At 60.3% G+C, this 24,862-nt stretch carries 27 protein-coding genes and 1 pseudogene; 13 read left to right on the forward strand and 15 right to left on the reverse strand.

All coding sequences use genetic code 11. The features are described from left to right. Positions 1-101: 101 nt before the first annotated feature. Together ACX3YF_RS30650 and ACX3YF_RS30655 are read left to right on the forward strand one after the other, a co-directional pair. Positions 102-947 carry an AAA family ATPase gene (locus tag ACX3YF_RS30650; RefSeq protein ID WP_130208536.1) on the forward strand — a complete coding sequence of 282 codons (846 nt, stop codon included), beginning with the start codon at positions 102-104 and terminating at the stop codon, positions 945-947. Positions 948-965: 18 nt separating this feature from the next. After that, on the forward strand, positions 966-2,144 hold the full coding sequence (locus ACX3YF_RS30655) for a vWA domain-containing protein (RefSeq protein ID WP_130208538.1): 1,179 nt from the start codon (positions 966-968) through the stop codon (positions 2,142-2,144). 99 nt (positions 2,145-2,243) lie between these two features. Here the strand turns inward: ACX3YF_RS30655 and ACX3YF_RS30660 are convergent, their stop codons facing one another. The 4 genes from ACX3YF_RS30660 to ACX3YF_RS30675 all read right to left on the reverse strand — a co-directional run bounded on the left by ACX3YF_RS30660 (position 2,244) and on the right by ACX3YF_RS30675 (position 5,974). Then, positions 2,244-3,164, reverse strand: coding sequence for a 5-oxoprolinase subunit C family protein (locus ACX3YF_RS30660; RefSeq protein ID WP_458974805.1), 921 nt, complete (start codon positions 3,162-3,164; stop codon positions 2,244-2,246). Next, positions 3,161-3,865, reverse strand: a complete 705-nt coding sequence (pxpB, locus tag ACX3YF_RS30665) for a 5-oxoprolinase subunit PxpB (RefSeq protein ID WP_458974806.1) — start codon at positions 3,863-3,865, stop codon at positions 3,161-3,163. The genes ACX3YF_RS30660 and pxpB overlap by 4 nt, the downstream gene beginning before the upstream one ends. Beyond that, positions 3,862-4,614: a 5-oxoprolinase subunit PxpA gene (locus tag ACX3YF_RS30670; protein WP_458974807.1), complete on the reverse strand. Its 753-nt coding sequence runs from the start codon at positions 4,612-4,614 to the stop codon at positions 3,862-3,864. Before ACX3YF_RS30670 ends, pxpB begins: the two co-directional genes overlap by 4 nt. Positions 4,615-4,687: 73 nt before the next feature. Beyond that, positions 4,688-5,974 (reverse strand): MFS transporter, encoded by a 1,287-nt coding sequence (locus ACX3YF_RS30675; RefSeq protein ID WP_196585622.1) that lies wholly within the window; start codon positions 5,972-5,974, stop codon positions 4,688-4,690. A gap of 160 nt (positions 5,975-6,134) precedes the next feature. Between ACX3YF_RS30675 and ACX3YF_RS30680 the strand changes: the two genes are divergently transcribed. Then, entirely contained in the window at positions 6,135-7,049 is a 915-nt protein-coding gene (locus ACX3YF_RS30680) for a LysR family transcriptional regulator (RefSeq protein ID WP_130208548.1), read from the forward strand. A gap of 47 nt (positions 7,050-7,096) precedes the next feature. Here ACX3YF_RS30680 and ACX3YF_RS30685 read toward each other — a convergent pair whose 3' ends face one another. Genes ACX3YF_RS30685 through ACX3YF_RS30695 form a run of 3 tightly spaced genes read right to left on the reverse strand, consistent with a single transcriptional unit; the run spans position 7,097 to position 8,958 of the window. Beyond that, the gene (locus ACX3YF_RS30685) at positions 7,097-7,639 is read right to left on the reverse strand and encodes a DUF2937 family protein (protein ID WP_458974808.1); all 543 of its coding nucleotides are present in this window, start codon (positions 7,637-7,639) and stop codon (positions 7,097-7,099) included. 12 nt (positions 7,640-7,651) lie between these two features. After that, positions 7,652-8,428 (reverse strand): class II glutamine amidotransferase, encoded by a 777-nt coding sequence (locus ACX3YF_RS30690; RefSeq protein ID WP_130208550.1) that lies wholly within the window; start codon positions 8,426-8,428, stop codon positions 7,652-7,654. A 32-nt stretch (positions 8,429-8,460) separates the two neighbouring features. After that, positions 8,461-8,958, reverse strand: coding sequence for a hypothetical protein (locus tag ACX3YF_RS30695; protein ID WP_047526866.1), 498 nt, complete (start codon positions 8,956-8,958; stop codon positions 8,461-8,463). Between the two features lie 228 nt (positions 8,959-9,186). On the opposite strand from ACX3YF_RS30695, the gene ACX3YF_RS30700 reads away from it, so the two are divergent. Then, positions 9,187-11,241, forward strand: coding sequence for a S9 family peptidase (locus ACX3YF_RS30700; RefSeq protein ID WP_458974809.1), 2,055 nt, complete (start codon positions 9,187-9,189; stop codon positions 11,239-11,241). A gap of 209 nt (positions 11,242-11,450) precedes the next feature. Then, positions 11,451-11,924, forward strand: coding sequence for a cyclic nucleotide-binding domain-containing protein (locus ACX3YF_RS30705; protein WP_458974810.1), 474 nt, complete (start codon positions 11,451-11,453; stop codon positions 11,922-11,924). Here ACX3YF_RS30705 and ACX3YF_RS30710 read toward each other — a convergent pair. Then, positions 11,921-12,211: a hypothetical protein gene (locus ACX3YF_RS30710; RefSeq protein WP_130208556.1), complete on the reverse strand. Its 291-nt coding sequence runs from the start codon at positions 12,209-12,211 to the stop codon at positions 11,921-11,923. The two genes, ACX3YF_RS30705 and ACX3YF_RS30710, sit on opposite strands and share 4 nt — an antisense overlap. Before the next feature lie 94 nt (positions 12,212-12,305). Here ACX3YF_RS30710 and ACX3YF_RS30715 point away from each other — a divergent pair, with 94 nt between their 5' ends. The 5 genes from ACX3YF_RS30715 (at position 12,306) to ACX3YF_RS30735 (ending at position 15,546) form a co-directional block, all read left to right on the forward strand. Further along, positions 12,306-12,992 carry a spermidine synthase gene (locus tag ACX3YF_RS30715; RefSeq protein ID WP_130208558.1) on the forward strand — a complete coding sequence of 229 codons (687 nt, stop codon included), beginning with the start codon at positions 12,306-12,308 and terminating at the stop codon, positions 12,990-12,992. A gap of 48 nt (positions 12,993-13,040) precedes the next feature. Beyond that, a complete protein-coding gene (locus tag ACX3YF_RS30720; RefSeq protein ID WP_007898702.1) occupies positions 13,041-13,412 on the forward strand; it encodes a YajD family HNH nuclease in 372 nt (123 codons plus the stop codon). Between the two features lie 283 nt (positions 13,413-13,695). Continuing rightward, the gene (locus ACX3YF_RS30725; protein ID WP_189340431.1) at positions 13,696-14,559 is read left to right on the forward strand and encodes a hypothetical protein; all 864 of its coding nucleotides are present in this window, start codon (positions 13,696-13,698) and stop codon (positions 14,557-14,559) included. A gap of 73 nt (positions 14,560-14,632) precedes the next feature. Continuing rightward, positions 14,633-15,103 (forward strand): RNA methyltransferase, encoded by a 471-nt coding sequence (locus tag ACX3YF_RS30730; protein WP_007911337.1) that lies wholly within the window; start codon positions 14,633-14,635, stop codon positions 15,101-15,103. Between the two features lie 83 nt (positions 15,104-15,186). Next, on the forward strand, positions 15,187-15,546 hold the full coding sequence (locus tag ACX3YF_RS30735; protein ID WP_458945960.1) for a YgaP family membrane protein: 360 nt from the start codon (positions 15,187-15,189) through the stop codon (positions 15,544-15,546). Positions 15,547-15,673: 127 nt separating this feature from the next. Here ACX3YF_RS30735 and ACX3YF_RS30740 read toward each other — a convergent pair whose 3' ends face one another. Both ACX3YF_RS30740 and ACX3YF_RS30745 read right to left on the reverse strand, forming a co-directional pair. Further along, a complete protein-coding gene (locus ACX3YF_RS30740; protein ID WP_204149544.1) occupies positions 15,674-16,906 on the reverse strand; it encodes a hypothetical protein in 1,233 nt (410 codons plus the stop codon). Positions 16,907-17,031: 125 nt separating this feature from the next. Further along, positions 17,032-17,481 carry a YcgN family cysteine cluster protein gene (locus ACX3YF_RS30745; protein WP_047526821.1) on the reverse strand — a complete coding sequence of 150 codons (450 nt, stop codon included), beginning with the start codon at positions 17,479-17,481 and terminating at the stop codon, positions 17,032-17,034. 165 nt (positions 17,482-17,646) lie between these two features. On the opposite strand from ACX3YF_RS30745, the gene ACX3YF_RS30750 reads away from it, so the two are divergent. Next, positions 17,647-18,240, forward strand: coding sequence for a nitroreductase family protein (locus tag ACX3YF_RS30750; RefSeq protein ID WP_047526820.1), 594 nt, complete (start codon positions 17,647-17,649; stop codon positions 18,238-18,240). Positions 18,241-18,313: 73 nt separating this feature from the next. Here the strand turns inward: ACX3YF_RS30750 and ACX3YF_RS30755 are convergent, their stop codons facing one another. The 5 genes from ACX3YF_RS30755 to ACX3YF_RS30775 form a co-directional block, all read right to left on the reverse strand. Continuing rightward, positions 18,314-19,246, reverse strand: a complete 933-nt coding sequence (locus ACX3YF_RS30755) for a D-2-hydroxyacid dehydrogenase (RefSeq protein WP_196585616.1) — start codon at positions 19,244-19,246, stop codon at positions 18,314-18,316. 121 nt (positions 19,247-19,367) lie between these two features. Further along, entirely contained in the window at positions 19,368-19,661 is a 294-nt protein-coding gene (locus ACX3YF_RS30760; RefSeq protein WP_130208566.1) for a YcgL domain-containing protein, read from the reverse strand. Beyond that, positions 19,658-20,791: a ribonuclease D gene (rnd, locus tag ACX3YF_RS30765; RefSeq protein ID WP_130208568.1), complete on the reverse strand. Its 1,134-nt coding sequence runs from the start codon at positions 20,789-20,791 to the stop codon at positions 19,658-19,660. The genes ACX3YF_RS30760 and rnd overlap by 4 nt, the downstream gene beginning before the upstream one ends. 123 nt (positions 20,792-20,914) lie before the next feature. Then, positions 20,915-21,577: a class I SAM-dependent methyltransferase gene (locus tag ACX3YF_RS30770; protein WP_130208570.1), complete on the reverse strand. Its 663-nt coding sequence runs from the start codon at positions 21,575-21,577 to the stop codon at positions 20,915-20,917. A gap of 55 nt (positions 21,578-21,632) precedes the next feature. Continuing rightward, on the reverse strand, positions 21,633-23,282 hold the full coding sequence (locus tag ACX3YF_RS30775) for a phosphoethanolamine transferase (RefSeq protein WP_130208572.1): 1,650 nt from the start codon (positions 23,280-23,282) through the stop codon (positions 21,633-21,635). 389 nt (positions 23,283-23,671) lie between these two features. Here ACX3YF_RS30775 and ACX3YF_RS30780 point away from each other — a divergent pair. After that, positions 23,672-23,812 (forward strand): annotated as a pseudogene (locus ACX3YF_RS30780) (MFS transporter); the annotation flags it as partial. 66 nt (positions 23,813-23,878) lie between these two features. After that, on the forward strand, positions 23,879-24,796 hold the full coding sequence (locus tag ACX3YF_RS30785) for a DMT family transporter (RefSeq protein WP_130208574.1): 918 nt from the start codon (positions 23,879-23,881) through the stop codon (positions 24,794-24,796). Positions 24,797-24,862 lie beyond the last annotated feature (66 nt).

Raw genomic sequence — 24,862 nt, forward strand, 5'->3', positions numbered from 1 at the left:
GTTCACAGTCGACCGGGCAGCGCGTTATAGTCGGGGCTGACCATTTTATTGCGCCCCGCCCTGCCTCGTTCAGGTCGGCGTTACCGTTCGAGGATTAGCAGATGAAGTTCGAAGGCACCCAGGCCTACGTCGCCACCGATGACCTGAAGCTGGCGGTCAATGCCGCCATCACCCTGGAGCGGCCGTTGCTGGTCAAGGGCGAACCGGGCACCGGCAAGACCATGCTCGCCGAGCAACTGGCCGAATCCTTTGGCGCCAAGCTGATTACCTGGCACATCAAGTCCACCACCAAGGCCCACCAGGGCCTCTACGAGTACGACGCGGTCAGCCGCCTGCGTGACTCGCAACTGGGCGTGGACAAGGTGCACGACGTGCGCAACTACCTGAAAAAGGGCAAGCTCTGGGAAGCCTTCGAGTCCGAAGAGCGGGTGATCCTGCTGATCGACGAAATCGACAAGGCCGACATCGAGTTCCCTAACGACCTGCTGCAAGAACTCGACAAGATGGAGTTCTACGTTTACGAGATCGACGAGACGATCAAGGCCAGGAAACGCCCGATCATCATCATTACCTCCAACAACGAAAAAGAACTGCCGGACGCCTTCCTGCGCCGCTGCTTCTTCCACTACATCGCCTTCCCCGACCGCGTCACGCTGCAGAAAATCGTCGACGTGCACTACCCGGACATCAAGAAAGACCTGGTCAGCGAAGCCCTCGATGTGTTCTTCGACGTGCGCAAGGTGCCGGGCCTGAAGAAGAAACCATCCACCTCCGAACTGGTGGACTGGCTGAAACTGCTGATGGCCGACAATATCGGTGAAGCCGTGCTGCGCGAACGCGATCCGACCAAGGCCATCCCGCCGCTGGCCGGCGCGTTGGTGAAAAACGAACAGGACGTGCAACTGCTTGAGCGCCTGGCGTTCATGAGCCGTCGCGGCAGTCGTTGATCATCCGGGGCAAATGCCATGCTGCTCAATCTGTTCAATGAAATGCGCGCCGCCAAGGTCCCGGTCTCGGTGCGCGAACTGCTGGACCTGATCAACGCGCTGAAACAGCGCGTGACCTTCGCCGACATGGACGAGTTCTATTACTTGTCCAGGGCGATCCTGGTGAAGGACGAAAAGCATTTCGACAAGTTCGACCGGGCCTTCGGGGCGTACTTCAACGGCCTGGAAAAGCTCGACGACCATTTGCAGGCCCTGATCCCCGAGGACTGGCTGCGCAAGGAATTCGAACGCTCCCTGACCGATGAAGAGCGGGCGGCGATTCAGTCCCTCGGCGGTCTGGACAAGCTGATCGAAGAGTTCAAGAAGCGCCTGGAAGAACAGAAGGAACGCCATGCCGGCGGCAACAAGTGGATCGGCACTGGCGGCACCAGCCCGTTCGGCTCCGGCGGTTTCAATCCGGAAGGCATCCGGGTCGGCGATGCCGGCAAGCGCCAGGGCAAGGCGGTCAAGGTCTGGGATCAACGCGAATACAAGAACCTCGACGACTCGGTGGAACTGGGCACGCGCAACATCAAGGTCGCCCTGCGCCGCCTGCGCAAGTTTGCCCGCCAGGGTGCGGCCGAAGAACTGGACATCGATGGCACGATCGATCACACCGCCAAGGACGCCGGCCTGCTGAACATCCAGATGCGTCCCGAGCGACGCAACACGGTGAAGTTGTTGCTGCTGTTCGACATCGGCGGCTCGATGGACGCCCATGTAAAGATCTGCGAAGAACTGTTCTCGGCCTGCAAGACCGAGTTCAAGCACCTGGAGTACTACTACTTCCACAACTTCATTTATGAATCGGTATGGAAGAACAACATGCGCCGCACGTCCGAGCGCACGTCGACCCAGGACCTGCTGCACAAGTACGGTGCCGACTACAAAGTGATCTTCATCGGTGACGCCGCCATGGCGCCCTATGAAATCACCCAGCCCGGCGGCAGCGTCGAGCACTGGAACGAAGAAGCCGGCTACGTGTGGATGCAGCGTTTCAAGGAGAAGTTCAAGAAGCTCATCTGGATCAACCCGTATCCGAAAGACACCTGGGGCTACACCTCCTCGACCAACATTGTGCGGGACTTGGTCGAGGACCAGATGTATCCGCTGACCCTTCGCGGGTTGGAAGAAGGGATGCGGTTTCTTTCCAAGTAATCCCGTTGTCCTGTAGGGGCTGGCTTGCCAGCGAAGGCGTCCGATCTGTCGTTGCAAGGCTCAAGATCGCTTTCGCTGGCAAGCCAGCTCCCACAAGGGTTAACTGAACCGGCTCAAATACTCGACCTGCTCGCGATGCGCCACGTCCTGCACCACTGGCCGCAACCGCACCTGTGCCCCCGGCAAACACTGCGCCAGCCGCGCCAGCGCCAATGGCGTCAACGCCCCCAATCGTGGATAGCCGCCAATGGTTTGCCGATCATTGAGCAGCACGATCGGCTGCCCGTCCGGTGGCACCTGAACGGCGCCTAGCGGGATGCCTTCGGAAATCATCGGCTTGCCCTGGTACTGCAACGCCGTGCCCAGCAGGCGAATGCCCATCCGGTCGGCGCGACTGTCCAGGCGCCATGGGTTGTTGAACGCATCGAACAGGCTCTGGCCGCTGAACTCACCGATTTGCGCTCCCAGCACCAGGTCCAACGGCGTATCGGGGTTCAGATCCGGTCGCAGGTCCGCCGGCAACTCCCGCAGCAGCATCACCGAGTTGCCCGAATAACCGAGCGAGTCATCCTTGCCCAACGGGCGACCCATGCCATCCAGACCACCGAGTGCTTCGCGCACCACCGTCGCGCTGCTACCCATTACCTTCGGCGCGTCAAACCCGCCCGGCGCGGCCAGATAGGCCCGGGCACCGAGTAACGGTTGGGTGAATTGCAGCCGTTGACCTTTGTGCAATCTGAAGCTGCGCCACGGCGCCAGCGCCTCACCGTCCAGCTGTGCGCCGAGATCAGCACCGGCCAGCGCCAGCACGCAATCATCCTCGGCCACCACGGTGAACCCGCCGAGGGTGATTTCGATCACCGGTGCATCCAGCCGGTTGCCCAGCAGCCAGTTGGCCCAGGACAGCGAACGCCAATCCAGCCCTCCGCCCTGAGTCACGCCCAGGTACCGCACGCCAAAGCGCCCGGCGTCCTGCAACAGGCACAGCGGTGTACTGGCTTCAATCGTCAGATGGCTCATGCCTGGCCCTCCAATGGCGTGTCATCACCGCCCAGGTTGATGAACTCAGCGTGATCCACCGCTTCGAAACGCACGGTGTCGCCCGGCTGCATCAGGCTGTAGCCGTCGCGGTGACGGTCGAACAGCTTGGCCGGGGTGCGACCGATCAGGTTCCAGCCCCCCGGCGACACCACCGGATAGGCCGCCGTTTGCCGTTCGGCGATGCCGACACTGCCAGCGGCGACTCTCTTGCGCGGGGTGTCCAGGCGCGGCGCGGCCAGCACCTCTTCCACCAGCCCCATGAAAGCGAAGCCCGGCGCGAAACCCAGGGCGAACACCTGATATTCACGCTCGCTGTGCCGACGGATCACCTCTGCCACCGTCAACCCGCTGCGCTGTGCCAACAGGCTCAGCTCCGGGCCGACGCTCAAGTCGTACCAGACTGGCAGGACATGGCAGGTACCGCGGGTACGCGCGTTGGGCGACAGATCGATCAAGGCTGCGGCAATCAACTCCCGCGCCTGGGCCGGACTCAACGCAGTCAGGTCGTAATGCACCATCAACGTGGTGTAGGACGGCACCAGATCGATCAGATGTTCACCGAAAGCGCTGCGCAGACTTTCGCTGGCGGCGAGCATCCACGGCATATTGGCTTCGGCGATTTCATCGAACAGACGCACCATCAGACAATCCAGCGCGACCACTTCCACCCGCAGTTTCATGACGCGCTCTGCTGATTCAAGGCCTCGCGGATGCGCCGCACGGCGGCCACCGAACTGGCGTTGTCGCCGTGTACGCACAGGGTGTTGGCCTGCAAGTGCAAGGCGCTGCCGTCGCTGGCGGTGAGGTGGTCGCCACGGGCAATGATCAGCGCCTGCTCGATGATTCTCTCCGGATCATGATGCACAGCGCCCGGCAGTTGCCGTGATACCAGCATGCCGGCGCTGTCGTAGGCGCGATCGGCAAAGGCTTCGAACCACAGGGTCACGCCGTATTCATCGCCCATCTGTTGCGCGGCGCTGTTGTCGCGGGTGGCCATCAACATCAACGGCAAGCGGCGGTCATAACTGGCCACGGCCTGCAACACCGCACGCAATTGCGCCGGGTTGGCCATCATGTCGTTGTACATCGCGCCGTGGGGTTTGACGTAACTGACCCGCCCCCCCTGGGCCCGGCAAATGCCATCGAGGGCGCCGATCTGGTAATGCAGGATGTCCTGGAGTTCCTGGGCGGCGTAAGCCATGGAGCGGCGACCGAAGCCCACCAGGTCCTGATAGGCGGGATGGGCGCCAATCTGTACGCCATGGCTGAGGGCCAGGCTGACGGTCTTGCGCATGATGCTCGGGTCGCCGGCATGGAAGCCGCAGGCGATGTTGGCGCAATCGATAAAGGGCATGACCTCGGCGTCGAGACCCATGGTCCAGTTGCCGAAACTCTCGCCGATGTCGCAGTTCAATAGCAGGCGGCTCACGGTGAACACTCCTGTAGGCATTATTCTTTTTTGCTGCGGGACATATCTGTAAGACAGGCCCGCAGATTATCAGTTACTGGGCGTCGAGTTGCTTGCCACGGGTTTCCGGCAAACTCAGGGCCGCGAGGATCACCACGCCGTAGGAAACCGCCGCAAAGGCACCGATTCCCACACTCAGCGGCACTTTCTGGCTGAGCAAACCGATCAGCAACGGGAACAACGCCGCCAGCGCCCGGCCGATGTTGTAGCAAAAGCCCTGGCCTGAACCGCGAATCCGCGTCGGAAACAACTCGGTCAGGAACGCGCCCATGCCGCTGAAGATGCCTGAGGCGAAGAAACCCAGCGGAAAGCCCAGCCAGAGCATCACACCGTTGCTGACCGGCAGTTGGGTGTAGAGCAGCACTATGGTGAACGAGCCGACCGCGAACAGGATGAAGTTCTTTTTGCGGCCGAGGATGTCGGTCAAATAGGCACTGATGACATAACCCACGTAGGACCCGACGATCACCATCGCCAGATAACCGCTCGTATTGAGTACGCTCAAACCGCGTTCGTTCTTCAGGAAGGTCGGCAACCAGGACGTGATTGCGTAGTAGCCACCCAGCGCCCCGGTGGTCAGCAGTGAAGCGCGAATCGTGGTGAAGAGCATGCCGGGCGCGAAGATCTCGTAGAACTTCGACGGGTTGCTCGGCTCCTGCCTGGCTTTGGCCTCGCGGTAGATTTCCGGGTCCTTGACCAGGCGACGGACGAAGATCACGAAAATCGCCGGCACAATGCCGAGAATGAACAGCGCGCGCCAGGCATCTTCTGCCGGCAACACCGAGAACAACAGCGCATAGAGAATGGCCGTCAGCCCCCACCCCAGCGCCCAGCCGGATTGCACCATGCCGACGGCCTTGCCGCGATCCTGGGCGCGGATGACTTCGCCCATCAGAACCGCGCCAGCCGTCCACTCGCCACCGAAACCGAAGCCCATCAGAGTGCGGGCGATCAACAGCTGTTCGTAGTTCTGGGCAAAACCGCAGAGGAAGGTGAAGAAGGCAAACCACAACACCGTCAGCTGCAAGGTACGCACGCGGCCGATGCGGTCGGAGAGAATGCCCGCCACCCAACCGCCGATGGCCGAAGCGATCAGGGTACTGGTGTGGATCAGCCCGGCCTGCCCGGTGGTGATGCCCCACATGGCAATCAGGGTCGGCACCACGAAGCTGAGCATCTGGGTGTCCATGCCATCCAGGCCATAGCCGATCTTGCAGCTCCAGAAGGTGCGGCGTTCCTGCTGATTGATGTTGCGATACCAGTCGAAAGGTCCCGGACGAGCCACGGCTTTCGGGGTGAAGGGGGTGTCGGGCGCACTCATGGCAAATCTCCGCGCTGATTTTATTGGTATTGTTCTGAGCCCCGACGACGCCTATCGTGGGAACCGGATGCATCGATTTTTGGGCCGCTTGCCCTGCTGCGTCCAACTAATAAAAACCCGCCCTAGACATAAGAAATCTTTATCCCCCCGAGCCAATCCCATGAACCTGAAGTTTCTCGAGACCTTCGTCTGGGTCGCCCGACTCAAGAGCTTTCGCCTCACCGCAGACAAACTCTTCACCACCCAGGCGTCGATCTCCAGCCGCATCGCCGTGCTCGAAGGTGAACTTGGGGTGAAGCTGTTTCTGCGGGATTCCCGTGGCGTGAGCCTGACGCCGGAGGGCTTGAAGGTGCTCGATTATGCCGAGCAGATGATGGACACCATGCAAGCGTTGCGGCAGTCGATCGAGAACCGTTCGAGCAAGGCCGGGCGCGTGCGCATCGGTGTGATGGACACGGTCATCCACACCTGGCTCAGCCCGCTGGTGGCACAGATGACCGATCACTATCCGCTGGTGGAAATCGAGCTGGTGGCCGATACCTCGCTGAACCTCTGCGATCAGCTGCAAACAGGTTTTCTCGATGTGATCCTGCAAACCGACCTGTTGCGCCAGGAAAGCGTCCGCAGCCTGGAACTGGCCAGCCATCCGATGGGCTGGATCGTTGCCAGTAATTCCCTCTACAACCGCGAGTATTCAGGCATCGCCGATCTGGCGAATGAACGGATCATCACTTACTCGAAAAACTCTCATCCACACCAGGAAGTGCTCGCGCTGATGCAGGCCAACGGCGTCATGGCGCCGCGCCTCAATTGTGTGAACTCGGTATCGGCGATCACCCGATTGTTGCGCGATGGCTTCGGGATTGGTGCGTTGCCGCCCGTGCTGGTGGCCGAGGAACTGGCGCGCGGGGAATTGACCTTGCTGGCCATCGACCAACGTCCGCCGAATCTGCAAGTGGTGGTGTCGTGGCGGGTGGGCGCGGAGTGGGTCGAGGAGATTGTGGCGTTGTGTCAGCAGGTGCTGGAGGGGTATGCGCGCAGGGTGGGAGAAAGCTACATCGTATTGGCGGACTAGCAAACCTTGTGGCGAGGGGGCACGCTCCCTCGCCACAACGGCCTTGTTTACAAGCCCCGCAGATCCCGCTCTTCGATCGGCCGGCTCTGGCGCAAGCGCTTGCCGCCCAGCACCACCCAGTCAATCAGTCGGAACAGGCACTCCAGGCCGAACGACAGCATCATCGCGCCGCTCATGCCCCAGATCATCGCTTCCGGCGTCAACAGAATCTGGTAGCTGTAACCATTCCAGGTTTCCTTGCGAATATCCGGATCGGCGGCCAGCACCACTTGCAGGAAACGGATGTACCAAGGGCCCTGCATCGCCTGGAACTGCTTGTCCAGCGCCAGTTGGCGGGTCAGCAGGTTGCTCAGGCTGTCGGCGTCGCTGCGGAAAATCGGGTCTTCGCTGGCACGATAATGGGCCACCAGGGCCTGCATATCGCCTTTGAAGAACTGATTGGCCGTGCCCTGAAAACCGCTCAAGCTGGCCTGCGCTTCGATCAGGTGGGCCTCGACCCGTTTGGCGTAATCATTGATGAACCCCGGCACCTGGACACCGATCAACAGGCCCGCCGCGAACAACACCAGCCGTAGGTAACTGAGCAACATGGGGAAGAATCCTTATTCGGTCCTGCCCTGGCTGACGCATTCGCCGCGTCGCCACAGGCTCCATTGGCCCGGTTCGTAGCGGGTCCAGGTTTCGTTTTCGGTCAAGGGTTCGGTGGCGATCACCGTCACCACGTCGTTGGGGGTGGTTTCAGCCTGAAAGTCGACGATGACATCGACGTCCTTCAGGCGGGCCGGGCCGAACGGGGCTCGGCGGGTGATCTGCGCCAGCTTGGTCGAGCAATAGCAGAACAGCCAGTCGCCGTCGCTGAGCAGGCAGTTGAACACGCCTTTACTACGGTATTCGGCACACGCGGCCACCAGGTCCGGCAGCAGTTCCTCGACCTCGACCGGCTCGGGGAACGCCGCACGCACGCGGTTGAGCAAATCGCAGAACGCCGCTTCGCTGTCGGTATCGCCCACCGGACGATAGAAACTGGCGCCGGGTTTAAAGTCCGCCAGTTGGCCGTTATGGGCGAAACACCAGTTACGGCCCCACAACTCGCGTACGAAAGGGTGGGTATTGGAGAGGCAGACCTTGCCGACGTTGGCCTGGCGGATATGCCCGATCACCACCTCGCTCTTGATCGGGTAGCGCTGAACCAGGTTCGCGACTTCCGACTCGCAGCTCGCCGCCGGGTCCTGGAACAAACGCAAGCCCCGACCTTCATAGAAGGCGATGCCCCAGCCGTCGCGATGCGGCCCGGTACGGCCGCCACGCTGCATCAACCCGGTGAAGCTGAACACAATATCGGTCGGCACATTGGCGCTCATGCCCAATAATTCACACATGCTCGGACTCTCGCTTCAAGCCAGGGGCGACGTTACAGACGGGGTTCAACCCGCATACGCTGGGGATTGCTCGGAACAGGGGGACGACCATAGCGATCGTCGCCAGCGCCGCCAAAGGCACGCTCCTCTTCCGGTTCCTCGGCAAGCGCGGCCGCTTTGGCGGCGGCGGCCCTTTCCTTGCGCGCATTGGAAGCGCGCTCGATCGGGAAGCGGATCGCCACGAACACCAGGTAAATGCCGAACGCGATCATGCCGTACATGAACAGATCGGAGATCGCCCGCCACGCGTTGTTGCCGACCTTGAACAACAGATCAAGGGCTGTAATGGCGATGGCCGGGGCAACCTTTTCCTTCACGGGGTCGATGATGGTCGGGGAAAACAGCAGCACCGCCACCAGCAACCGCAGCGGCTCACGCAGCCAACGCCACATCCAGCGGGTGATACGCATCCACACCAACAGGCAGCCCAAAGCGGCAAAGGCGTAGAGGCCCCAAGCGATCAGATAGTCGTTCTCGGTCATGGTGTCCATGGCAAGGCAGGCAAAGAGGCGCTTATGATAACGACTTTTCGTCCTTCAGGCTGCATCAATGGCAGCCGGTCGGGACACAGTACCTGTGGGAGCGAGCTTGCTCGCGATGAGGCCAGCACATCCAGCATCCATACTGACTGTCAGAACGCTATCGTCGGAACGCCGCCCGGAGCAAACTCGCTCCCACAGGTTTAAAACCCTATTCCGTATTCAGTTCGAGAGTCCTCCATGCCGCTATCCGCCACCCTTTGCGACGCTCCGGTTGCCCACAAGGCCGAAGGTTCCGACCCGTATGCCTGGCTGCAAGAGCGCGATACCGATGCAGTGCTCGACTACCTCAAGGCTGAAAACAGCTATCAGGAGGCGCAAACCGCCGATCAGGCCGGGCTGCGTGAAACCCTGTTCGAAGAGATCAAGGGCCGGATTCTCGAAACCGACCTGTCCCTGCCCTCCCCGTGGGGACCTTACCTGTATTACACGCGCACCACCGCGGGTGACGAATATTCCCGCCACTATCGCTGCCCGCGCCCGGCCGACGACAGCCTGCAACTCGATGAAAGCCGGGAACAACTGCTGCTTGACCCGAACCTGTTGGCCAATGGCGGCTTTTTCTCCCTGGGTGCATTCAGCATCAGCCCGGACCACCAGCGCCTGGCCTACAGCGTCGACTCAACGGGCGATGAGATTTACACGCTGTTCGTGAAGGAATTGTCCGACGGCCGCGTCAGCGAACTGGAGTTTCAGGACTGCGATGGCAGCATGACCTGGGCCAACGACAGCCTGACCCTGTTTTTCGGCGAGCTGGACGACACCCATCGTCCGCACAAGCTGTACCGCTATCGCCTCGACGGCACGGCGGCCGAAGAAGTGTTTCATGAGCCGGACGGCCGGTTCTTCATGCATTGCTACCGCTCGAGTTCCGAACAGCAATTACTGCTGTCCCTGGGCAGCAAGACCACCAGCGAAGTCTGGGTGCTGGACGCCAACCAGCCGCAGCAAGCCTTCAGCTGCATCGCGCCACGGGTCGAGGATCACGAGTACGACGTCGACCATGGCGCGCGCGACGACCAATGGACCTGGTTCATCCGCAGCAACCGCGACGGCATCAACTTCGCCTTGTACACCGCGGTTGACAGTGGTGTGGCACCGAACGAAGCCGATTGGCAGAGCCTGATCCCCCATAGCGACTCCGTGATGATCGACGGCATGAGCCTGAACGCCGGGGCCATGACGCTCAGCCTGCGCGAAGGCGGCTTGCCGATCATCGAAGTGCACCCGCAAGACCTGCCGAGCTACCGGGTGCAACTGCCGGACGCGGCCTACAGCCTGCATGTGCAAAACAGCCTGGAGTTCGTCAGCGAGCGGATTCGGCTGCGCTATGAAGCGTTGAACCGTCCGGCGCAAATCCGCCAGTTGGAACTGAACACGGGCGATCAAAAAGTCCTCAAGCAAACCCCGGTGCTCGGCCCGTTCGACGCCGACGCCTATGTCAGCCAGCGCCTGTGGGCCACCGCGCCGGACGGTACGCAGGTGCCGATCAGCCTGGTGGTCAAACGCGAAGCGCTCGGCCAACCGGTGCCGTTGTATCTATATGGCTACGGCGCCTATGGTGAAAGCCTCGACCCGTGGTTCTCCCACGCCCGCCTCAGCCTGCTCGATCGCGGCATGGCGTTTGCCATCGCTCACGTGCGCGGCGGCGGTGAACTGGGTGAAGCCTGGTATCGCGCCGGCAAGCAGGAACACAAACACAACACGTTCAGTGACTTCATCGCCTGCGCCGAACACTTGATCGCCAATGGCTTCACCAGTGCCGCGCAACTGGCGATCAGCGGTGGCAGTGCCGGTGGCCTGCTGATCGGCGCGGTGCTCAACCAGCGACCGGAGTTGTTCGGCGCGGCGATTGCCGAAGTGCCGTTCGTCGACGTGCTCAACACCATGCTCGACCCGGACCTGCCGCTGACCGTCACTGAATACGACGAATGGGGCAACCCTGAAGAACCGGACGTCTATGATCGGATCAAGGCCTACGCCCCGTACGAAAACGTCTCTGCCCAAGCGTATCCGGCGACGCTGGTGATTGCCGGCTACAACGACAGCCGCGTGCAGTACTGGGAAGCCGCCAAGTGGGTGGCCAAATTGCGTGCGACCAAAACCGACTCCAACGCCCTGCTGCTCAAGACTGAACTGGGCGCCGGGCACGGCGGGATGAGTGGTCGGTATCAGGGATTGCGTGACGCAGCACTCGAATACGCGTTTTTGTTTAAGGTTTTGGGGATCGCCTGAGGAACTTGGCCCGACGAACCGGTCTCAAGACCAGCACACCGGACCCGATACAACGAAGATCCCTGTGGGAGCGAGCCTGCTCGCGAAAGCGTCGAATCAGTCAACATTGATCTTGAATGTGCAGACCCCTTCGCGAGCAGGCTCGCTCCCACAAGGGATTGGGGATACTCAAAAAGCCGCCATCAGACACAACAAAAAGACCGCACGACATGTCAGAACCGACCTTGCTCAACAACGAAATCCGCGACTGGCTGATGGACTGCGGCCTGTTCAACCAATTGCTGCCAGCGGACTTTGCCGCCGCCTCGGGCTATTTCAGCATCAGCACCATTGCCCAGGGCGAAGAGATTTTCCACGAGGGCGATGCCGGCAGCTTCATGTGCATCATCCACACCGGGCAAGTGGCGGTACAGAAGACCACCGGCGACGGACAACTGGTGACCATCGCAACCCTGCGCAGCGGACGCTCCTTCGGCGAAATGGCGGTGCTTGACGGCGAACGTCGCTCAGCCGGTTGCGTGGCCGCGAGCAACTGTCAGTTGCTCAACCTGGGCAAGGACTCCCTGGAAAAGATGCTCAACGACGCGCCAAAAATCGCCGCCAAGATCATCCGGGCCCTCGCCGTTTCGCTCTCCAAACGCTTGCGCATGGCCGACGGGCAACTGCTTTTACAGCAGGTCTAACCCCCGGGCGATTTGGTTTTCGGCGGGTTGGGCTCAATCCCGGGCACCGGTTGGTCCTTGGTCGGCGGGCTGGGCATCTCGATCGGCACCAATGGCGGACCACCACTGCCGGGGCCGACTTTCGGCATGGGCGCCGGGCTGATTTGCGGATAGGGTGTGGGCGTCGCGGTGCCAGGCGAGCCGGGCAGCGGCGCGGGAGTGACGGGCGTGGTTTGCTGCTGTTGGGCCTGCACTGCAGTAATCGAGAGCGCGGCCAGGGCAATGACCGTTAGAATGGTGCGCTTCATCAATGGCTCCGTTGGCCTTGTTGTCATGTGCAGGCTACTCCCAACTGCGCGCGTTTGCCCTCCCCGTCTTGCCAATTCTTCTCAAGAGAACCCCATGAAACGTTTCGTACTGCTCGACACCGCGCCAATCCCTGAAAATGGCGGAGCCCTGTGCCTGTTCGAGTACGGCGAGGATTTCGTCATCAAGATCCAGGGGGGTGACGGCGGGCAACTGATGAACACGCGCATGCACGGCTCCGAGGATGCGCTGGCCGAAATCCCCTGCCGCAAGGTCGCCGGCCGCCCGAATTCACGGGTGCTGATCGGCGGCCTGGGCATGGGTTTTACCCTGGCCTCGGCGCTCAAGCATCTGGGCAAGACCGCCGAAGTGGTGGTCGCGGAACTGGTGCCCGGCGTGGTCGAGTGGAATCGCGGGCCGTTGGGCGAAAAGTCCGGCAACCCGCTGCTCGACCCGCGCACGGTCATCCGCATGGAAGACGTGGCCAAAGTGCTGCAAGCCGAGCCGCAGGGCTTCGATGCGATCATGCTCGATGTCGACAACGGCCCCGAAGGCCTGACCCAGAGGGCCAACAGCTGGCTGTACTCCGCTGGCGGCTTGAGCGCCTGCGCCAAGGCCCTGCGGCCCAAGGGCGTGCTGGCGGTCTGGTCGGCCAGCGCCGACCGGCAATTTTCCGACAAGCTGAAAAAGGCCGGTTTCAAGGCCGAGGAAGTGCAAGTCTTCGCCCATGGCAACAAGGGCACCCGGCACACCATCTGGATTGCCGAGAAGCTCAAGGGCTAAGCTAAACTTACGTCATAACCGTCATTAGTCTTTTACAAAGGTGAACCCATGAGTTCGTCCACCCCGACCAATACCTCGAAGCTGGATCGCATCCTCGCCGACAACCAGCGCGACAAGGAAATGGGTTACCGCGACAAGGCCCTGAAGATGTACCCGCACGTATGCGGCCGCTGCGCCCGTGAGTTCTCCGGCAAGCGCTTGAGCGAACTGACCGTGCACCACCGTGACCATAACCACGACAACAACCCTCAGGATGGTTCGAACTGGGAATTGTTGTGCCTGTATTGCCACGACAACGAACATTCGCGCTACACCGACCAGCAGTATTTCGACGAAGGCTCGCTGAGCACGCCGAAAATCGCCAAGGCCACCCATAACCCGTTTGCCGCTTTGGCGGGGTTGATGAAAAAAGAAGACTGAAACCACCTGCAGGAGCGAGATTGCTCGCTCCTGCAGGGATCGTGTCAATAACCCGGCAAAACCTGACGGCAGCCGGCGACAACCTGCCGCTAACGGCAAAAAACTTCCCGCCCCTTCCCAAGCTGCAATGTGTCCAGACCGTTACAAAGCGCCCATTACATGGCCACCACCCCATGATGGCACTGTTCTTGCCATGTATCAGGTTCAATACATTGAGCGCCAACAAAGCCCCTGAACGCTCACGTTGCCTCTGAACCGCGTCATACATGGACAGGCCCGTTTTATGAACGTCACTTCTACCTTCAACAGCGCCGCTATCGTGGCCTACAACAACACGTCCGAGGCGAAGGCCAGATCCATCGCCCGTGACAGCGAGCAGACGGCCAGCAAAACAAGGAATGAAGACTCGCTGAGCCTCTCTAAAACAGCCGCCGATTACAGCGGCTCGATTGCCAACAATGCACCGTTTTTTCCGGTGCGTGCTGGCATGAACGCTGATGCCCTGGTGCTGGGTGTCACCCGACCGGGCGCGGTTTCCAGCTCAGCGGGCAAGACATTCGAAGAAGTGGCCACCGATGCGCGCAAACGCATGGATCAGAAATACGCGCAAATGAATGCCGGCGACAAGCCCTACAGCGGCAGCGTCGAAGACCGCAATGCGCTGATGGGTGACCTGGATCGTCGTTCACTCAATGCCGTCGCGACGAATGAAGGCGGACTGTTTTCGAAGGACGAACAGGATACGGCCAGAGGGCTGATGCAACAGCAGGCTCGACTGGCGTCTGGCCACTACAGCGGCCCCGATGATCAGAAGAAAAACTGGAAAGACCCTTTCGCCAATGACCCGGTCGGTCGGGCCAAGGCGGCGTTGAACTTCCTCGAAAACATGAGTCCAGAAGAGAAAAACACACCGCAGTGGCTGTCTCAGCACATGACGTTGGCAGACGCATTGAATCAGTATGCCAATGGCAGCAAGGATTCCGCAGACACCGAGAAGAAAACCGGTCACTTCAACAATCTTGCCGAAATCCTGGCCGGCGTCGATACCGACGGGTCCGCCAGCAAAACCCCGGAAAACGACCAGATCGACAAGGCCGGGAATGCCATGATGGACAGGATCAAGGCGCTGACGCCGGCGACACAGTGAGCCTGTCGCCGAATCAGCGGCCCGCCCGCAAACCCCGTATAATCGCGCTTTTTTCCTGAAAGGCGCTTCGCTCGTGGCAGACAAACGGTACAGCTGCATTGGTTTGTATAACCCCAAATCACCGGAGAACGTCGGTTCGGTGATGCGCGCCGCTGGCTGCTACGGCGTGGCGTCGGTGTTCTACACCGGCAAGCGCTATGAGCGCGCCGCCGATTTCGTCACCGACACCAAGCGCGTGCACTACGACATCCCGCTGATCGGCATCGACGACCTGAAAAAAATCCTGCCCCTCAATTGTGTTCCCGTTGCCGTGGAGCTGGTGGAAGGCGCTCGCCCGCTGCCGGAATACACGCACCCGGACCGCGCGCTGTACATCTTCGGTCCGGAAGACGGCTCGCTGGATAAAGAGATTCGCGACTGGTGCGAAGACGTGGTCTACATCCCGACCACCGGTTGCATGAACCTGGCCGCTACGGTCAACGTTGTGCTTTACGACCGCATGGCCAAGGGGCTCAACACCCGTTCGGGGCCGAAATTCCGCTGAATCGCCGCACATCCGATGGAACGAGCTGACCGCCCCGGCAGTCAGCTTAACTATCCATTCCCGATCCTGCCTGGAGACAGATCATGAGCGAACTCAAACGCGTTGAGCGTATCGAATCCACCCCGTTCCAGACGCACACCGAACAGAATGTGCAGGGTTGGGAGCGCATCGGTTCCCTGGCCGGTGGCGTGGTGATGGTCGGCAAGGGCCTGCGTCGCGGCGGCATCTTCGGTTTGATTCAAGTGGCCATCGGCGGCGTTGCCCTGGCTCGCGGCATTACTGGCCACAGCTCGGCGAAAAGCCTGCTGGAAAAAAGCCGCCAGGACATGGACAACGTGCGAGCGAAGATTCAGCGTGCCGGTGAGGACTTGAGTCGGCTGAAGGCCAATGCCGAAGCGGCGACTGGGAATGACTCGTTGAAGTCGCCGAAAACCGGGGTTTGATCCGAGATTGGCGGTGAGGCTCATGGCCTCTTCAGTGGCAAGCCAGCTCCCACAGTTGATCGGTTTCGCTCACAACGGGTGTGACTGACAAGAATCCGCTGTAGCTGGCTTGCCAGCGAGGGCGGATTTACTGGATCAGCGCGGTATCCAACACGTTGGAAGACTCGCCAAGCACGCTCTCGCTGAGCTGCACGAACGCCTTGGTGTCAACGCTCTCCAAGCGCATCGCCCCGCGCAATACGTCATCCAGCGAACGCTTGTTGCGCGTCTTCAGGCGAATTTCGCGATCCAGTTCCTGCATCAACACCACCGCTTTTGAAACCTGCGCCGGGCTGACCTGCTCACCACGCAAGGTCGTGACGTTCTGACTGCCCTTGCTCAACCGCTCCTGCAGGCTCTGATAACGCTCGTCACTCATACCACCGGCACGGCGTACCAGTTCGATGGCGTAGTACTCGGCAAACCCTTCGCCGATCCAGTCACTGCGCTGCGTATCGTTGATCCGTCCGAACACCTGGGCCAATTCACGCACCAAGGTACTGGAGCCACTCTCGCTGACCAATGGCAAACGGCTGTTCAGGTAGATCGACTCGTGCGCCGCCGAGCCACCGCGCCACATCGGATCGTTGGCGCCGACAATCAGCAGTTTGGTGGGATGACGTGGGTACACGGCTTGCACTTGCGGCCAGACAAACGTCAGCAACGTCAGCACATCCATGCGGCGCATGCCCTGGCCTCGGGGTGAGGCCACGGTGACTTCGGTTTCCCCGAGTCGAGTGCGACGGCTGCCGAGGTGCCCGGCAAGCATCCAGCCGGTAGGCCGGTCGAACAGTCGGGAAACATTGTCGATGCGGAACTTGTTCTTGCCGATCCGTGGCCAGGCGGTTTCAACGCTTTTCCAACCGCTGGGCAACTCGAACTCGAGGCGTGAAATCAGCTCGATGCCATCCTGTTGATCGAGTTTGGCGGCGGGCACCAGGTCGTCGCCGCGCATCAGCGCCCAGGACGGGGTCATGCGCGTATCAAAACTGCCGTTCTTGCGCCCGTGGCTGATGCGTACGCGATAGGTCAGGCTGGCCTTGTCGGCCGCGGGGCGCCAAACGCCACGGGCTTGCTTGCCCGGCGTCAGCTGCCATTGGCCATCGGCCTTGAAATCGCTGTAAAGGCTGCCGTCGCCGAGATCGAAATCCAGACTGCGAACCGCCGAGCCCTGGGCCAGGGTCAGTCTCACCTCGGCCTGATCACTCTGGGGCAACAGGCGCACGTGGTAATCCAGATCGACTTTCTTGCCTGCCGCCCACGCTGGCGAGCTCAGGGTCAGTAACCCAATGATCAACGCCCGCCGCCATCGCACAGCCATACAGACTCCCAGTGTGGCGAGCGAGCTTGCTCGCGCCGGGCTGCAAAACAGCCCCGTTTTTTTGTTATCACTGCCCAGGTTATGAGCGCTACGCACTCAAGCGGGAGCAAGCGCCCTCGCCACGATCAACCGGCACGGAAAATCAGATGATCTTCCCAATCCTCTTCGGCCACGCTGCCTTCGGCAAGCATGCGCCCGGACTGGGAAATGCGTTCGTGATGCACCGCGTCACGATCCCCGCACACCAGGTGATGCCACAGCGGCAGGTCCTTGCCTTCGCTGACCAGCCGATAACCGCAGGTCGGCGGCAGCCATTTGAACTCGTCCGCCTTGCCCGGCGTGAGCTGGATGCAGTCCGGCACGAAGTCACGGCGGTTGGGATAGTCAGTGCACTGGCAGGTTTTCAGGTCCAGCAGTTTGCAGGCGATGCGCGTGTAATAGACGCTGTTGTCGTCTTCATCCTCGAGCTTTTGCAGGCAGCAAAGGCCGCAGCCGTCGCACAGCGATTCCCATTCCTCGTGATCCAGTTGATCGAGGGTTTTGCGTATCCAGAACGGTTCGACTTTGGCGGCCATGGCTCAAGCATCAACATCAGGTGGTGAAAAGGCCGCCAGTCTAGTGCCGCAAGGCCCGTCGGCCAAGCGTTGGCGACTGTCGGTAGAACGCGCTTGTCAGTTTTTGCGCCGCCAAGTAGGGTTTTGCCTCGCCCCACACTTTAAAACCTAGCAAGGAATCTGTTGATGAGTGCCAACCCACGCGTTGCCGACTATGCCATCCACCCTCAATTCACCCATCGCTGGTCGCCGCGCGCCTTCACCGGCGAAGCCATTCCCGAAGAAACGCTGCTGAGCTTTTTCGAAGCCGCGCGCTGGGCACCGTCGGCGTACAACTCGCAGCCTTGGCGCTTTCTCTACGCGCGTCGGGATACGCCGAACTGGGAGCGTTATCTGGGTCTGCTGAACGAATTCAACCGCAGTTGGGCGCAACATGCCTCGGCCCTGGTGATCGTGGTATCGAAAACCACCTTCGCCGTGCCCGGCGCCACCGAAGAAACCCCGGCCCTGTGGCACACCTTTGACACCGGTGCGGCCTGGGGTCATCTGGCGCTGCAGGCAAGCATCAGCGGCTGGCATACCCACGGCATGGCCGGCTTCGATCAAGCGCTGACGCGCAAAGAGTTGAAGATTCCTGAAGGCTACGCCCTGCACGCCGCCGTGGCGATCGGCAAACTGGGCGACAAGTCGACACTGGCCGACTACCTGCAAGCCCGTGAAGAGCCGAGCCCGCGCCGTCCGTTGAGCGAGCTGGCGGCTGAAGGTGATTTCACCCTCTAAGCAATAGCGAAACGCCTAGTGGGAGCGAGCTTGCTCCCACAGGTTTTGCCCAATATTCAAGTCCGCGGTGGACTCAATACCCGCGATTGAAATCCACTTCCCCGCGTAACGCCTCACCGGCCTGATAAGCCCGCAGGTTCTCGACAAACAGCTTCACCATCAACGATGGCGAGGTCGGTGCCGAGCTGTGACCGGTCAGCAGCAAGCCCCAGGCCGTCCAGAAAGGATGACGTTGCGGCAAGGGTTCCTGACGGCAGACGTCGATCACGGCACCCACCAGGTGCCCTTCTTTCAAGGCTTCCACCAGGTCCGCATCGACCACTGCCACACCGCGCCCGACGTTGATGAACAAACCGGTCGGCTTGAACTGTTTGAACAACGCGGCGTTGTAAATATCGTGGGTATTCGGTGTATTGGGCAGCAGGTTGATCACGTAATCGACTTCACCGACCAGACGCGGCAAATCGTCGAGCGAACCGACTTCGACAAACGGTGCCTGCTCGCGGGCCGAACTGGCGATACCGTACAGTTCGACGCCAAAGGGTTGAAGAAACTGCGCCACGGTCTGGCCGATGTCACCGGTGCCGACAATCAACACCTTGCGTCCCGCCAGGCTTTGCCCATGGCGACTGTCCCACTTGCGCTCGACCTGGCTGACCAACCGCGCCAGCACTTCCCGTTCGTGCCCAAGCATGTAGGTGAGTACGTATTCAGCCATGACCTGACCAAAAATCCCCACTGCACGTGTCAGGCGATAGTGCCTTGGCAAACCGTCGGCCAACAGCGGCGTGATGCCGGCCCAGGTCGATTGCAGCCATTGCGGCTGATGGCCTTGACGCAGCAGCGTCGCCAGCAGGTCGGGCTGTCCGAGCCAGACCGGACAGTCGGCCGCCTGGCGGGCCAGCTCGGCGGAATCACCGCTGGTCAGCACTTCCAGGTCGGGCGCTGCTTCACGCAACAGTTGGGCGTACACAGGGTGGTCGTGTTCAGCAATCAGAACGCGCATGCTTCAACCTTTCAAAAAAACGCTGCAGACGACCGCCGACAGCGTTTCGCTCCGTCGGCATGGCCATCGCCAAAATCATTCCAGTGGGTCACAAAGGCTCTGAACAGAGCCTGTCCGCCGATTACATAGGGTCGTTGCGGCGCAGCAACTCTTCCGGCAAGTGCTCGATGTACTCATCCTCGGCCGGTGGCATTTGCAGGTGATAGCCTTGTTTTTCGAGGTTTTCCAGCACAACGGTGATGTCTTCGCGCGACAGTTTGCGCTCCGGGCTCAGCACCAGGTCGAAGGCGTGGATGGGCTTGCCAAAGGCAATCATCAAGGGCTCGGGCACACGCTCCAGAGCATCGCTCTTGAGCACATACAGGTACATTTCGTTTCTTTTCGAACTGCGGTAGATGGAGCAAATACGTTTCAAGGCTGTTCTCCGGCGGTGGCCAGGCTGTCGAGCAGCGCCTGGCCCATCAATTCGCGGCGCCAGCCACGCAACGAATCAGGCAATTGGTAGGGACCATTGGGGAAGCCGCTTTTGAGCAGCGCTTCCAGGGTTTTCTTGCGCAACATCAGTTCCGGCGCGATGTTCAGGCGCTCGCCCTCGGCCTGGCCGATGGCTTTCATTTGCTTGAGCAACGCGGCGGCGTCCACCGGCAAGGGCTCCGGCACGGCGGGCGGCCATTGATCCGGCGACACACTGCCAGAGCGCTTGATCAGATCAAGCAGAAATTCGCCGTCCTGACGCACGGTACGCGGGTGCATGTCTTCGATTTTCGCCAACGCGCCGAGGTTGTCCGGCTGCGTCCGGGCCAGTGGCCACAGCGAATGTTCGCGGATGATCCGGTTGCGCGGCAGGTCACGGGCGCGGGCTTCTTTCTCACGCCAGGCGCAGAGCTCGCGCAGTACGGCAAGTTGGGCGCGGGACAGTTTCCAGGCCAGCTTGGCGTCGCGATAGACCTCGTACGGGTCGATCTCGCGGCGCAGGTTGGCCACCAGTTCGGCACCGTCTTCCAGGACCCAGGCGTATTTGTCGTCGGAAAGCTTCGGCCGAAGCTTCACGAACACTTCGGCCAGGTGCACGGCATCTTCGGCGGCGTAGCTGATCTGGGTTTCGGAAAGCGGACGTTGCAACCAGTCGGAACGGGTCTCGCCCTTGGGCAGGTCGATACCGAGCACTTCCTGCACCAGGCGCGAATACCCCATGGAGAAGCCCAGGTTCAGGTAAGCGGCAGCCAGCTGGGTATCGAACAATGGCGCCGGCAGGCTGCCCGTCAGGCGCAGCAGGACCTCGAGGTCTTCGCTGCAGGCGTGGACGACCTTGACCACCGCCGGGTTCTCCAGCAGTGCGGCCAAGGGCTGCCAGTTGTCGATGGTCAGCGGATCGATCAGGTAAGCGCGTACGCCATCGCCCACCTGCAACAGGCCCGCGATGGGATAGAAGGTGTCGACCCGCATGAATTCGGTGTCGAGGGCAACGTAGGGCAACTGCTGCCACTCGGTACAAAACCGACCGAGGCTATCGTTGTCGCGAATCCAGTGAATATCGATGGCCACACGGCTCTCCCTTGAAGAATGGCGCGCAGTATATATCGCCCCCGGCGATTTCCGCGCATCCACTGAACAAGAGCATTAGCGAAAACACCTGACGGATAGAAAGAATAGTCCGACAGCGAGGGGTTAGCCGGCCTTGCGCAGTACATAAACCCGCATCGGCGCGAAGCCTGGCAGGAAGTCCTGATGGCTGAGTACGCAGAAACCCGCCTGCTTGAACTCGGCTTCCACTTCGGCCTTGCTGACCAGCGGACAGGCTGCATGCCCCTCCTCGTCCGTACGGCGCCCCTTGAACCGCCCGCTGACCCGTACGGCGACAATCACGGTATCGCGACCGACCCGATGACACTCGCGCAGCAGCGCCAAACGATGCTCGGAGCAGGCAATGTGCTGAAACAGATGCATGCAACAAATGCAGTCGACCGCATTTTCCGACAAGCCGATGTTGAACGCTGAGCTTTGAAAGGTCCTTATCCGTTTCAACAGACCCTGCGGATGGTGGGTCCGGGCATGATCGAGAATGTCCTGGGACGGATCGGAGGCAAGGATCACCCGATTCCCATGCTCGGCCAGCACTTTCCAGAAGCGCCCGACGCCACATGCCACGTCGAGGATCAGGCCTGGCTCGCCAGCGACCTTGAGCGCATTGCGTACCAGTCGCTCTTCACGCCAGAACGCCAGACGCTCGACCAGGCCCTGCGCCCGCGGCTGCAGACAGACGCGGGCGTGCTCCTGATCGTAGCGCCGGGCGAACTCGAGTTCGATGGCGGATGGGGACTGAGCGGACATGTGCAATGACTCTTGATCGTAGTTTTAGCGGTCGCCGTATGAAAAAAAGATCCAGTTACTTTTTGGCCAACACACCGTCTTTCACCGCACCACGGCATCCGGCAAACATATCCAGACCCTGGTCATAGGTCTTGCTGTTGACCTGCAGCAGACCCAACATCGAATGGAACAGGTTGTCCTGGCTCAGGGGTTTTTCACGCCCCTGTTGCAGGCAACCGGTGTCTACCGAGAACGACTTCTGATAGCTATCGGAAAACCAGGCCAGCATCGCAACATGCTTCTGTTGTTCCGGCGCCAACATGTAAGGCGTGCCGTGGAGAAACAAATTGTATTCCCCCAGGGATTCGCCGTGATCCGACAAATAGAGCATTGCGGTATCGACTTTTTGCTGATTGCTGCGCAGCAGATCGATCAAGGTCGACAACACATGGTCGGTATACACCAGCGTGTTGTCATAGCCATTGACGATACTTTCACGGCTGCAGTTGTCCAGTGCATTGCTTTCACAGACGGGCGTGAAGCGTTCGAACTCTTTCGGGTAACGCTTGAAGTATTCCGGACCGTGGCTGCCCATCTGGTGCAGGACCAATACAGTGTCTTTGCTCAAGGTATCGATGAAGTGCTGCAAACCTTGGAGCAGGATTTCATCTCGGCATTCGCTGTTGGCGCACAACACCGGGTCCTTCAGGTTACTGACATCATCGAGCGTGACCCGATCGCAAGTACCTTTACAACCGGACTGGTTGTCGCGCCAGATCACATCCAGCCCCGCACGCTTGAGTACGTCCAGCAGGCCTTCTTCATTCTTCGCCTTGCTGGCGCTGTAATGATTGCGCCCCAGGTTGGAGAACATGCAAGGCACCGAGACTGCGGTTTCAGTCCCGCAGGAATGCACATTGGTAAATGCGATCAGACCCGCTTCCTTATTAAGCTTGGGGGTCGTGTCGCGGTTGTAACCAAGAATGCCGAAGTTCTCCGCCCGGGCACTTTCACCCACCACCAGAACCGTCAGGGATTTACGGTTGTGGGTTTGCCAGGCCGGATTTCGCTGGGCATCTTCACCGATTTTGACAAAGGGTTGATGGGCGGACACGACCTGCTCACGCAAGTAACCGAACGAAGCACCGATGTAGTTGCTCGGCACCATCATCAGGCGCAACTCATGGTGATTGCGAAACAACGACGACAGGCCTTGATAGTTGACCAGCGCAACACCACCGATAACCGCTACCGACGCCACACTCACCAACACCTTACTGAGCAGTTCGCGGTGCCAGCGGCGGTAGCTGATGGGGGTTTTCCACAAAAGGACCGAGGGTAAAACACCCAGCAGCACTATATAAACCAGCAACTTTATCGACAGTAAGTCACGCACTTCCGTGGCATTCGTCTCCGCGAAATTGCGGAACATGCCGGCGTCAATCAAGACACCATACTGACTCATGAAATAAGCGACGCCTGCACTGACCATGAACAGCAGGGTCAGAATCGGCTTAAGGACAGGGCGGAAAGCCAGCAAGGTCAGGATAATATTGAAGGCCGCGAGAATCATCGCCCCGAAGGCAACTCGCATGACGATGCCCTTGCCGTCAGCCGCGGTAATGTCGAACAGGTGCTGCCACAAAACAAAATTGAAGGCGACCAACAAAAAGGCACTGGCAATCAATGTCACCCACTCAGGGCGCACGGCTTTTATCTTCAACATGGGGGTCGGTTGTTCCTGAAAAGAAAGGCCTCGGCAAATGCGAAAATGTTCCGTTTACCGCGACGGCGAGAACTTTAGGCCGTCGCCCATCAATTTTTTGTGAAAAAGAAGCCAATTAATGGTTGGCTTCAGGTGACAGACAGAAACTTTCGAATTATTTGAGAATTGTTCAGCTTTCATTCAGTTCCGTTCAGGCCAGGGTCAACCGCCATCGCCTGTCACCTTCGCCGGTTGCGCCGATGGACCGTCGGTATCGAAGGCCGCTCGCCCTCATTGGCACAACATCGCCGCTAGCAGTATTTAACTTCTAAATACATCTCCGGACTTTCTGATTTGCGGCCTGCAGATCGCACGCGCCTAATCGGCCCACTGCCAATCAAGGTCCGCTTATGGAAAACGTTCGCTCAACCACCCGTCCCGCCCTGTGGCTGATGCTCGGCATCATGTTCATCGCCCTCAATCTGCGCCCCTCCATGGCCGCTGTGGGCCCGCTGTTGACGGCCATTCGCGGCGACATCCCGCTGTCATGGCGCTGATGGTCTGGCGCTTCAATCCACTGCACTACAGCCAACACTTTGATTGACTCGGAGCCCATCATGAAACCCTCCGGATTCGCTTTCGCTCATGCCGGCATGCTGTTTTGGGCGGTGTTGATCGCCGCGTCGTTTTCCGCTGCGGCGCAGGTCAGCCAGGCCATAGACCCGATCCTGCTCACCGGTTTGCGCCTGTTGTTTTGTGCACTGGCATTTCTCCCCCTGCTGCTGTTCAAGGGCGATAGCGTGATGACCGCTCGCGGGCTGTTTGGCCACTGCGTACTCGGCTTGTTGCTGGCGGTGTATTTCGGTTCGCTGTTCGAGGCGCTGCGTTATACCTCGGCCGTCAACACCGGAACGATGTTTACCCTGGTGCCGCTGCTGACCCTGGGTTTCGAGGCGATGCTCATGCCCGACAGCAACCTCAAACAACGACTGTGGCCAATGCTGATCGCCGCTTCCGGCGCCGCGCTCCTGGTGATGAAAGGCACGGGCCCCGGCGAGCTGCCTTCGCTGTACGCGCTGTCGGTGTATGGCGTCGGTTGCCTGGCAATGGCGCTCTACTCGCCCCTCAGCCAGCGACTCAAAACCCGTAGCCTCAAGGGGCGCGGCCCCGTGGCCATGACTTTCTGGAACATGCTGTTCGGCGCGCTGTTCCTGTTGACGTTCTGTGGGTTCAGCGGCGGCTGGCGTTCAATGTCATTGCTGACGACGACGGATTTCTACTGGCTGATGTACCTGGCACTGTTTGCCACCCTGGCGACATTCTGGTTATTGCATCGAGCCATTGGCGTGATCGCTCCGTCCTCGGTCATTGCCTACATTTATCTGAGCACGCTGTTCATTACCCTGTTTCACTGGCTCTGGGGGCGTCAGTCACCGTTGCCCCTGGAAGCACTGGGCGCAGTGATGGTCGGGGCAGGCATGCTTGCCTTATTAAGGTCCAGCCGACGCACGACACCTGTAAGCGCTGGCCGTTGAATACTTGCCGGACGTTCTCCTTGCTCGTTCGTTGCGCTAGGATCGCTCGCACCGGTTTGCGCACCC

Source organism: Pseudomonas fluorescens group sp. PF-69 (assembly GCF_054481235.1).

Coding starts and splice junctions, on each gene's coding strand:
- ACX3YF_RS30650 (WP_130208536.1), top strand. CDS start 102: ATGAAGTTCGAAGGCACCCAGGCCTACGTCGCCACCGATGACCTGAAG.
- ACX3YF_RS30655 (WP_130208538.1), top strand. CDS start 966: ATGCTGCTCAATCTGTTCAATGAAATGCGCGCCGCCAAGGTCCCGGTC.
- ACX3YF_RS30660 (WP_458974805.1), bottom strand. CDS start 3,164: ATGAGCCATCTGACGATTGAAGCCAGTACACCGCTGTGCCTGTTGCAG.
- pxpB (WP_458974806.1), bottom strand. CDS start 3,865: ATGAAACTGCGGGTGGAAGTGGTCGCGCTGGATTGTCTGATGGTGCGT.
- ACX3YF_RS30675 (WP_196585622.1), bottom strand. CDS start 5,974: ATGAGTGCGCCCGACACCCCCTTCACCCCGAAAGCCGTGGCTCGTCCG.
- ACX3YF_RS30680 (WP_130208548.1), top strand. CDS start 6,135: ATGAACCTGAAGTTTCTCGAGACCTTCGTCTGGGTCGCCCGACTCAAG.
- ACX3YF_RS30685 (WP_458974808.1), bottom strand. CDS start 7,639: ATGTTGCTCAGTTACCTACGGCTGGTGTTGTTCGCGGCGGGCCTGTTG.
- ACX3YF_RS30690 (WP_130208550.1), bottom strand. CDS start 8,428: ATGTGTGAATTATTGGGCATGAGCGCCAATGTGCCGACCGATATTGTG.
- ACX3YF_RS30695 (WP_047526866.1), bottom strand. CDS start 8,958: ATGGACACCATGACCGAGAACGACTATCTGATCGCTTGGGGCCTCTAC.
- ACX3YF_RS30700 (WP_458974809.1), top strand. CDS start 9,187: ATGCCGCTATCCGCCACCCTTTGCGACGCTCCGGTTGCCCACAAGGCC.
- ACX3YF_RS30705 (WP_458974810.1), top strand. CDS start 11,451: ATGTCAGAACCGACCTTGCTCAACAACGAAATCCGCGACTGGCTGATG.
- ACX3YF_RS30710 (WP_130208556.1), bottom strand. CDS start 12,211: ATGAAGCGCACCATTCTAACGGTCATTGCCCTGGCCGCGCTCTCGATT.
- ACX3YF_RS30715 (WP_130208558.1), top strand. CDS start 12,306: ATGAAACGTTTCGTACTGCTCGACACCGCGCCAATCCCTGAAAATGGC.
- ACX3YF_RS30720 (WP_007898702.1), top strand. CDS start 13,041: ATGAGTTCGTCCACCCCGACCAATACCTCGAAGCTGGATCGCATCCTC.
- ACX3YF_RS30725 (WP_189340431.1), top strand. CDS start 13,696: ATGAACGTCACTTCTACCTTCAACAGCGCCGCTATCGTGGCCTACAAC.
- ACX3YF_RS30735 (WP_458945960.1), top strand. CDS start 15,187: ATGAGCGAACTCAAACGCGTTGAGCGTATCGAATCCACCCCGTTCCAG.
- ACX3YF_RS30740 (WP_204149544.1), bottom strand. CDS start 16,906: ATGGCTGTGCGATGGCGGCGGGCGTTGATCATTGGGTTACTGACCCTG.
- ACX3YF_RS30745 (WP_047526821.1), bottom strand. CDS start 17,481: ATGGCCGCCAAAGTCGAACCGTTCTGGATACGCAAAACCCTCGATCAA.
- ACX3YF_RS30750 (WP_047526820.1), top strand. CDS start 17,647: ATGAGTGCCAACCCACGCGTTGCCGACTATGCCATCCACCCTCAATTC.
- ACX3YF_RS30755 (WP_196585616.1), bottom strand. CDS start 19,246: ATGCGCGTTCTGATTGCTGAACACGACCACCCTGTGTACGCCCAACTG.
- ACX3YF_RS30770 (WP_130208570.1), bottom strand. CDS start 21,577: ATGTCCGCTCAGTCCCCATCCGCCATCGAACTCGAGTTCGCCCGGCGC.
- ACX3YF_RS30775 (WP_130208572.1), bottom strand. CDS start 23,282: ATGTTGAAGATAAAAGCCGTGCGCCCTGAGTGGGTGACATTGATTGCC.
- ACX3YF_RS30785 (WP_130208574.1), top strand. CDS start 23,879: ATGAAACCCTCCGGATTCGCTTTCGCTCATGCCGGCATGCTGTTTTGG.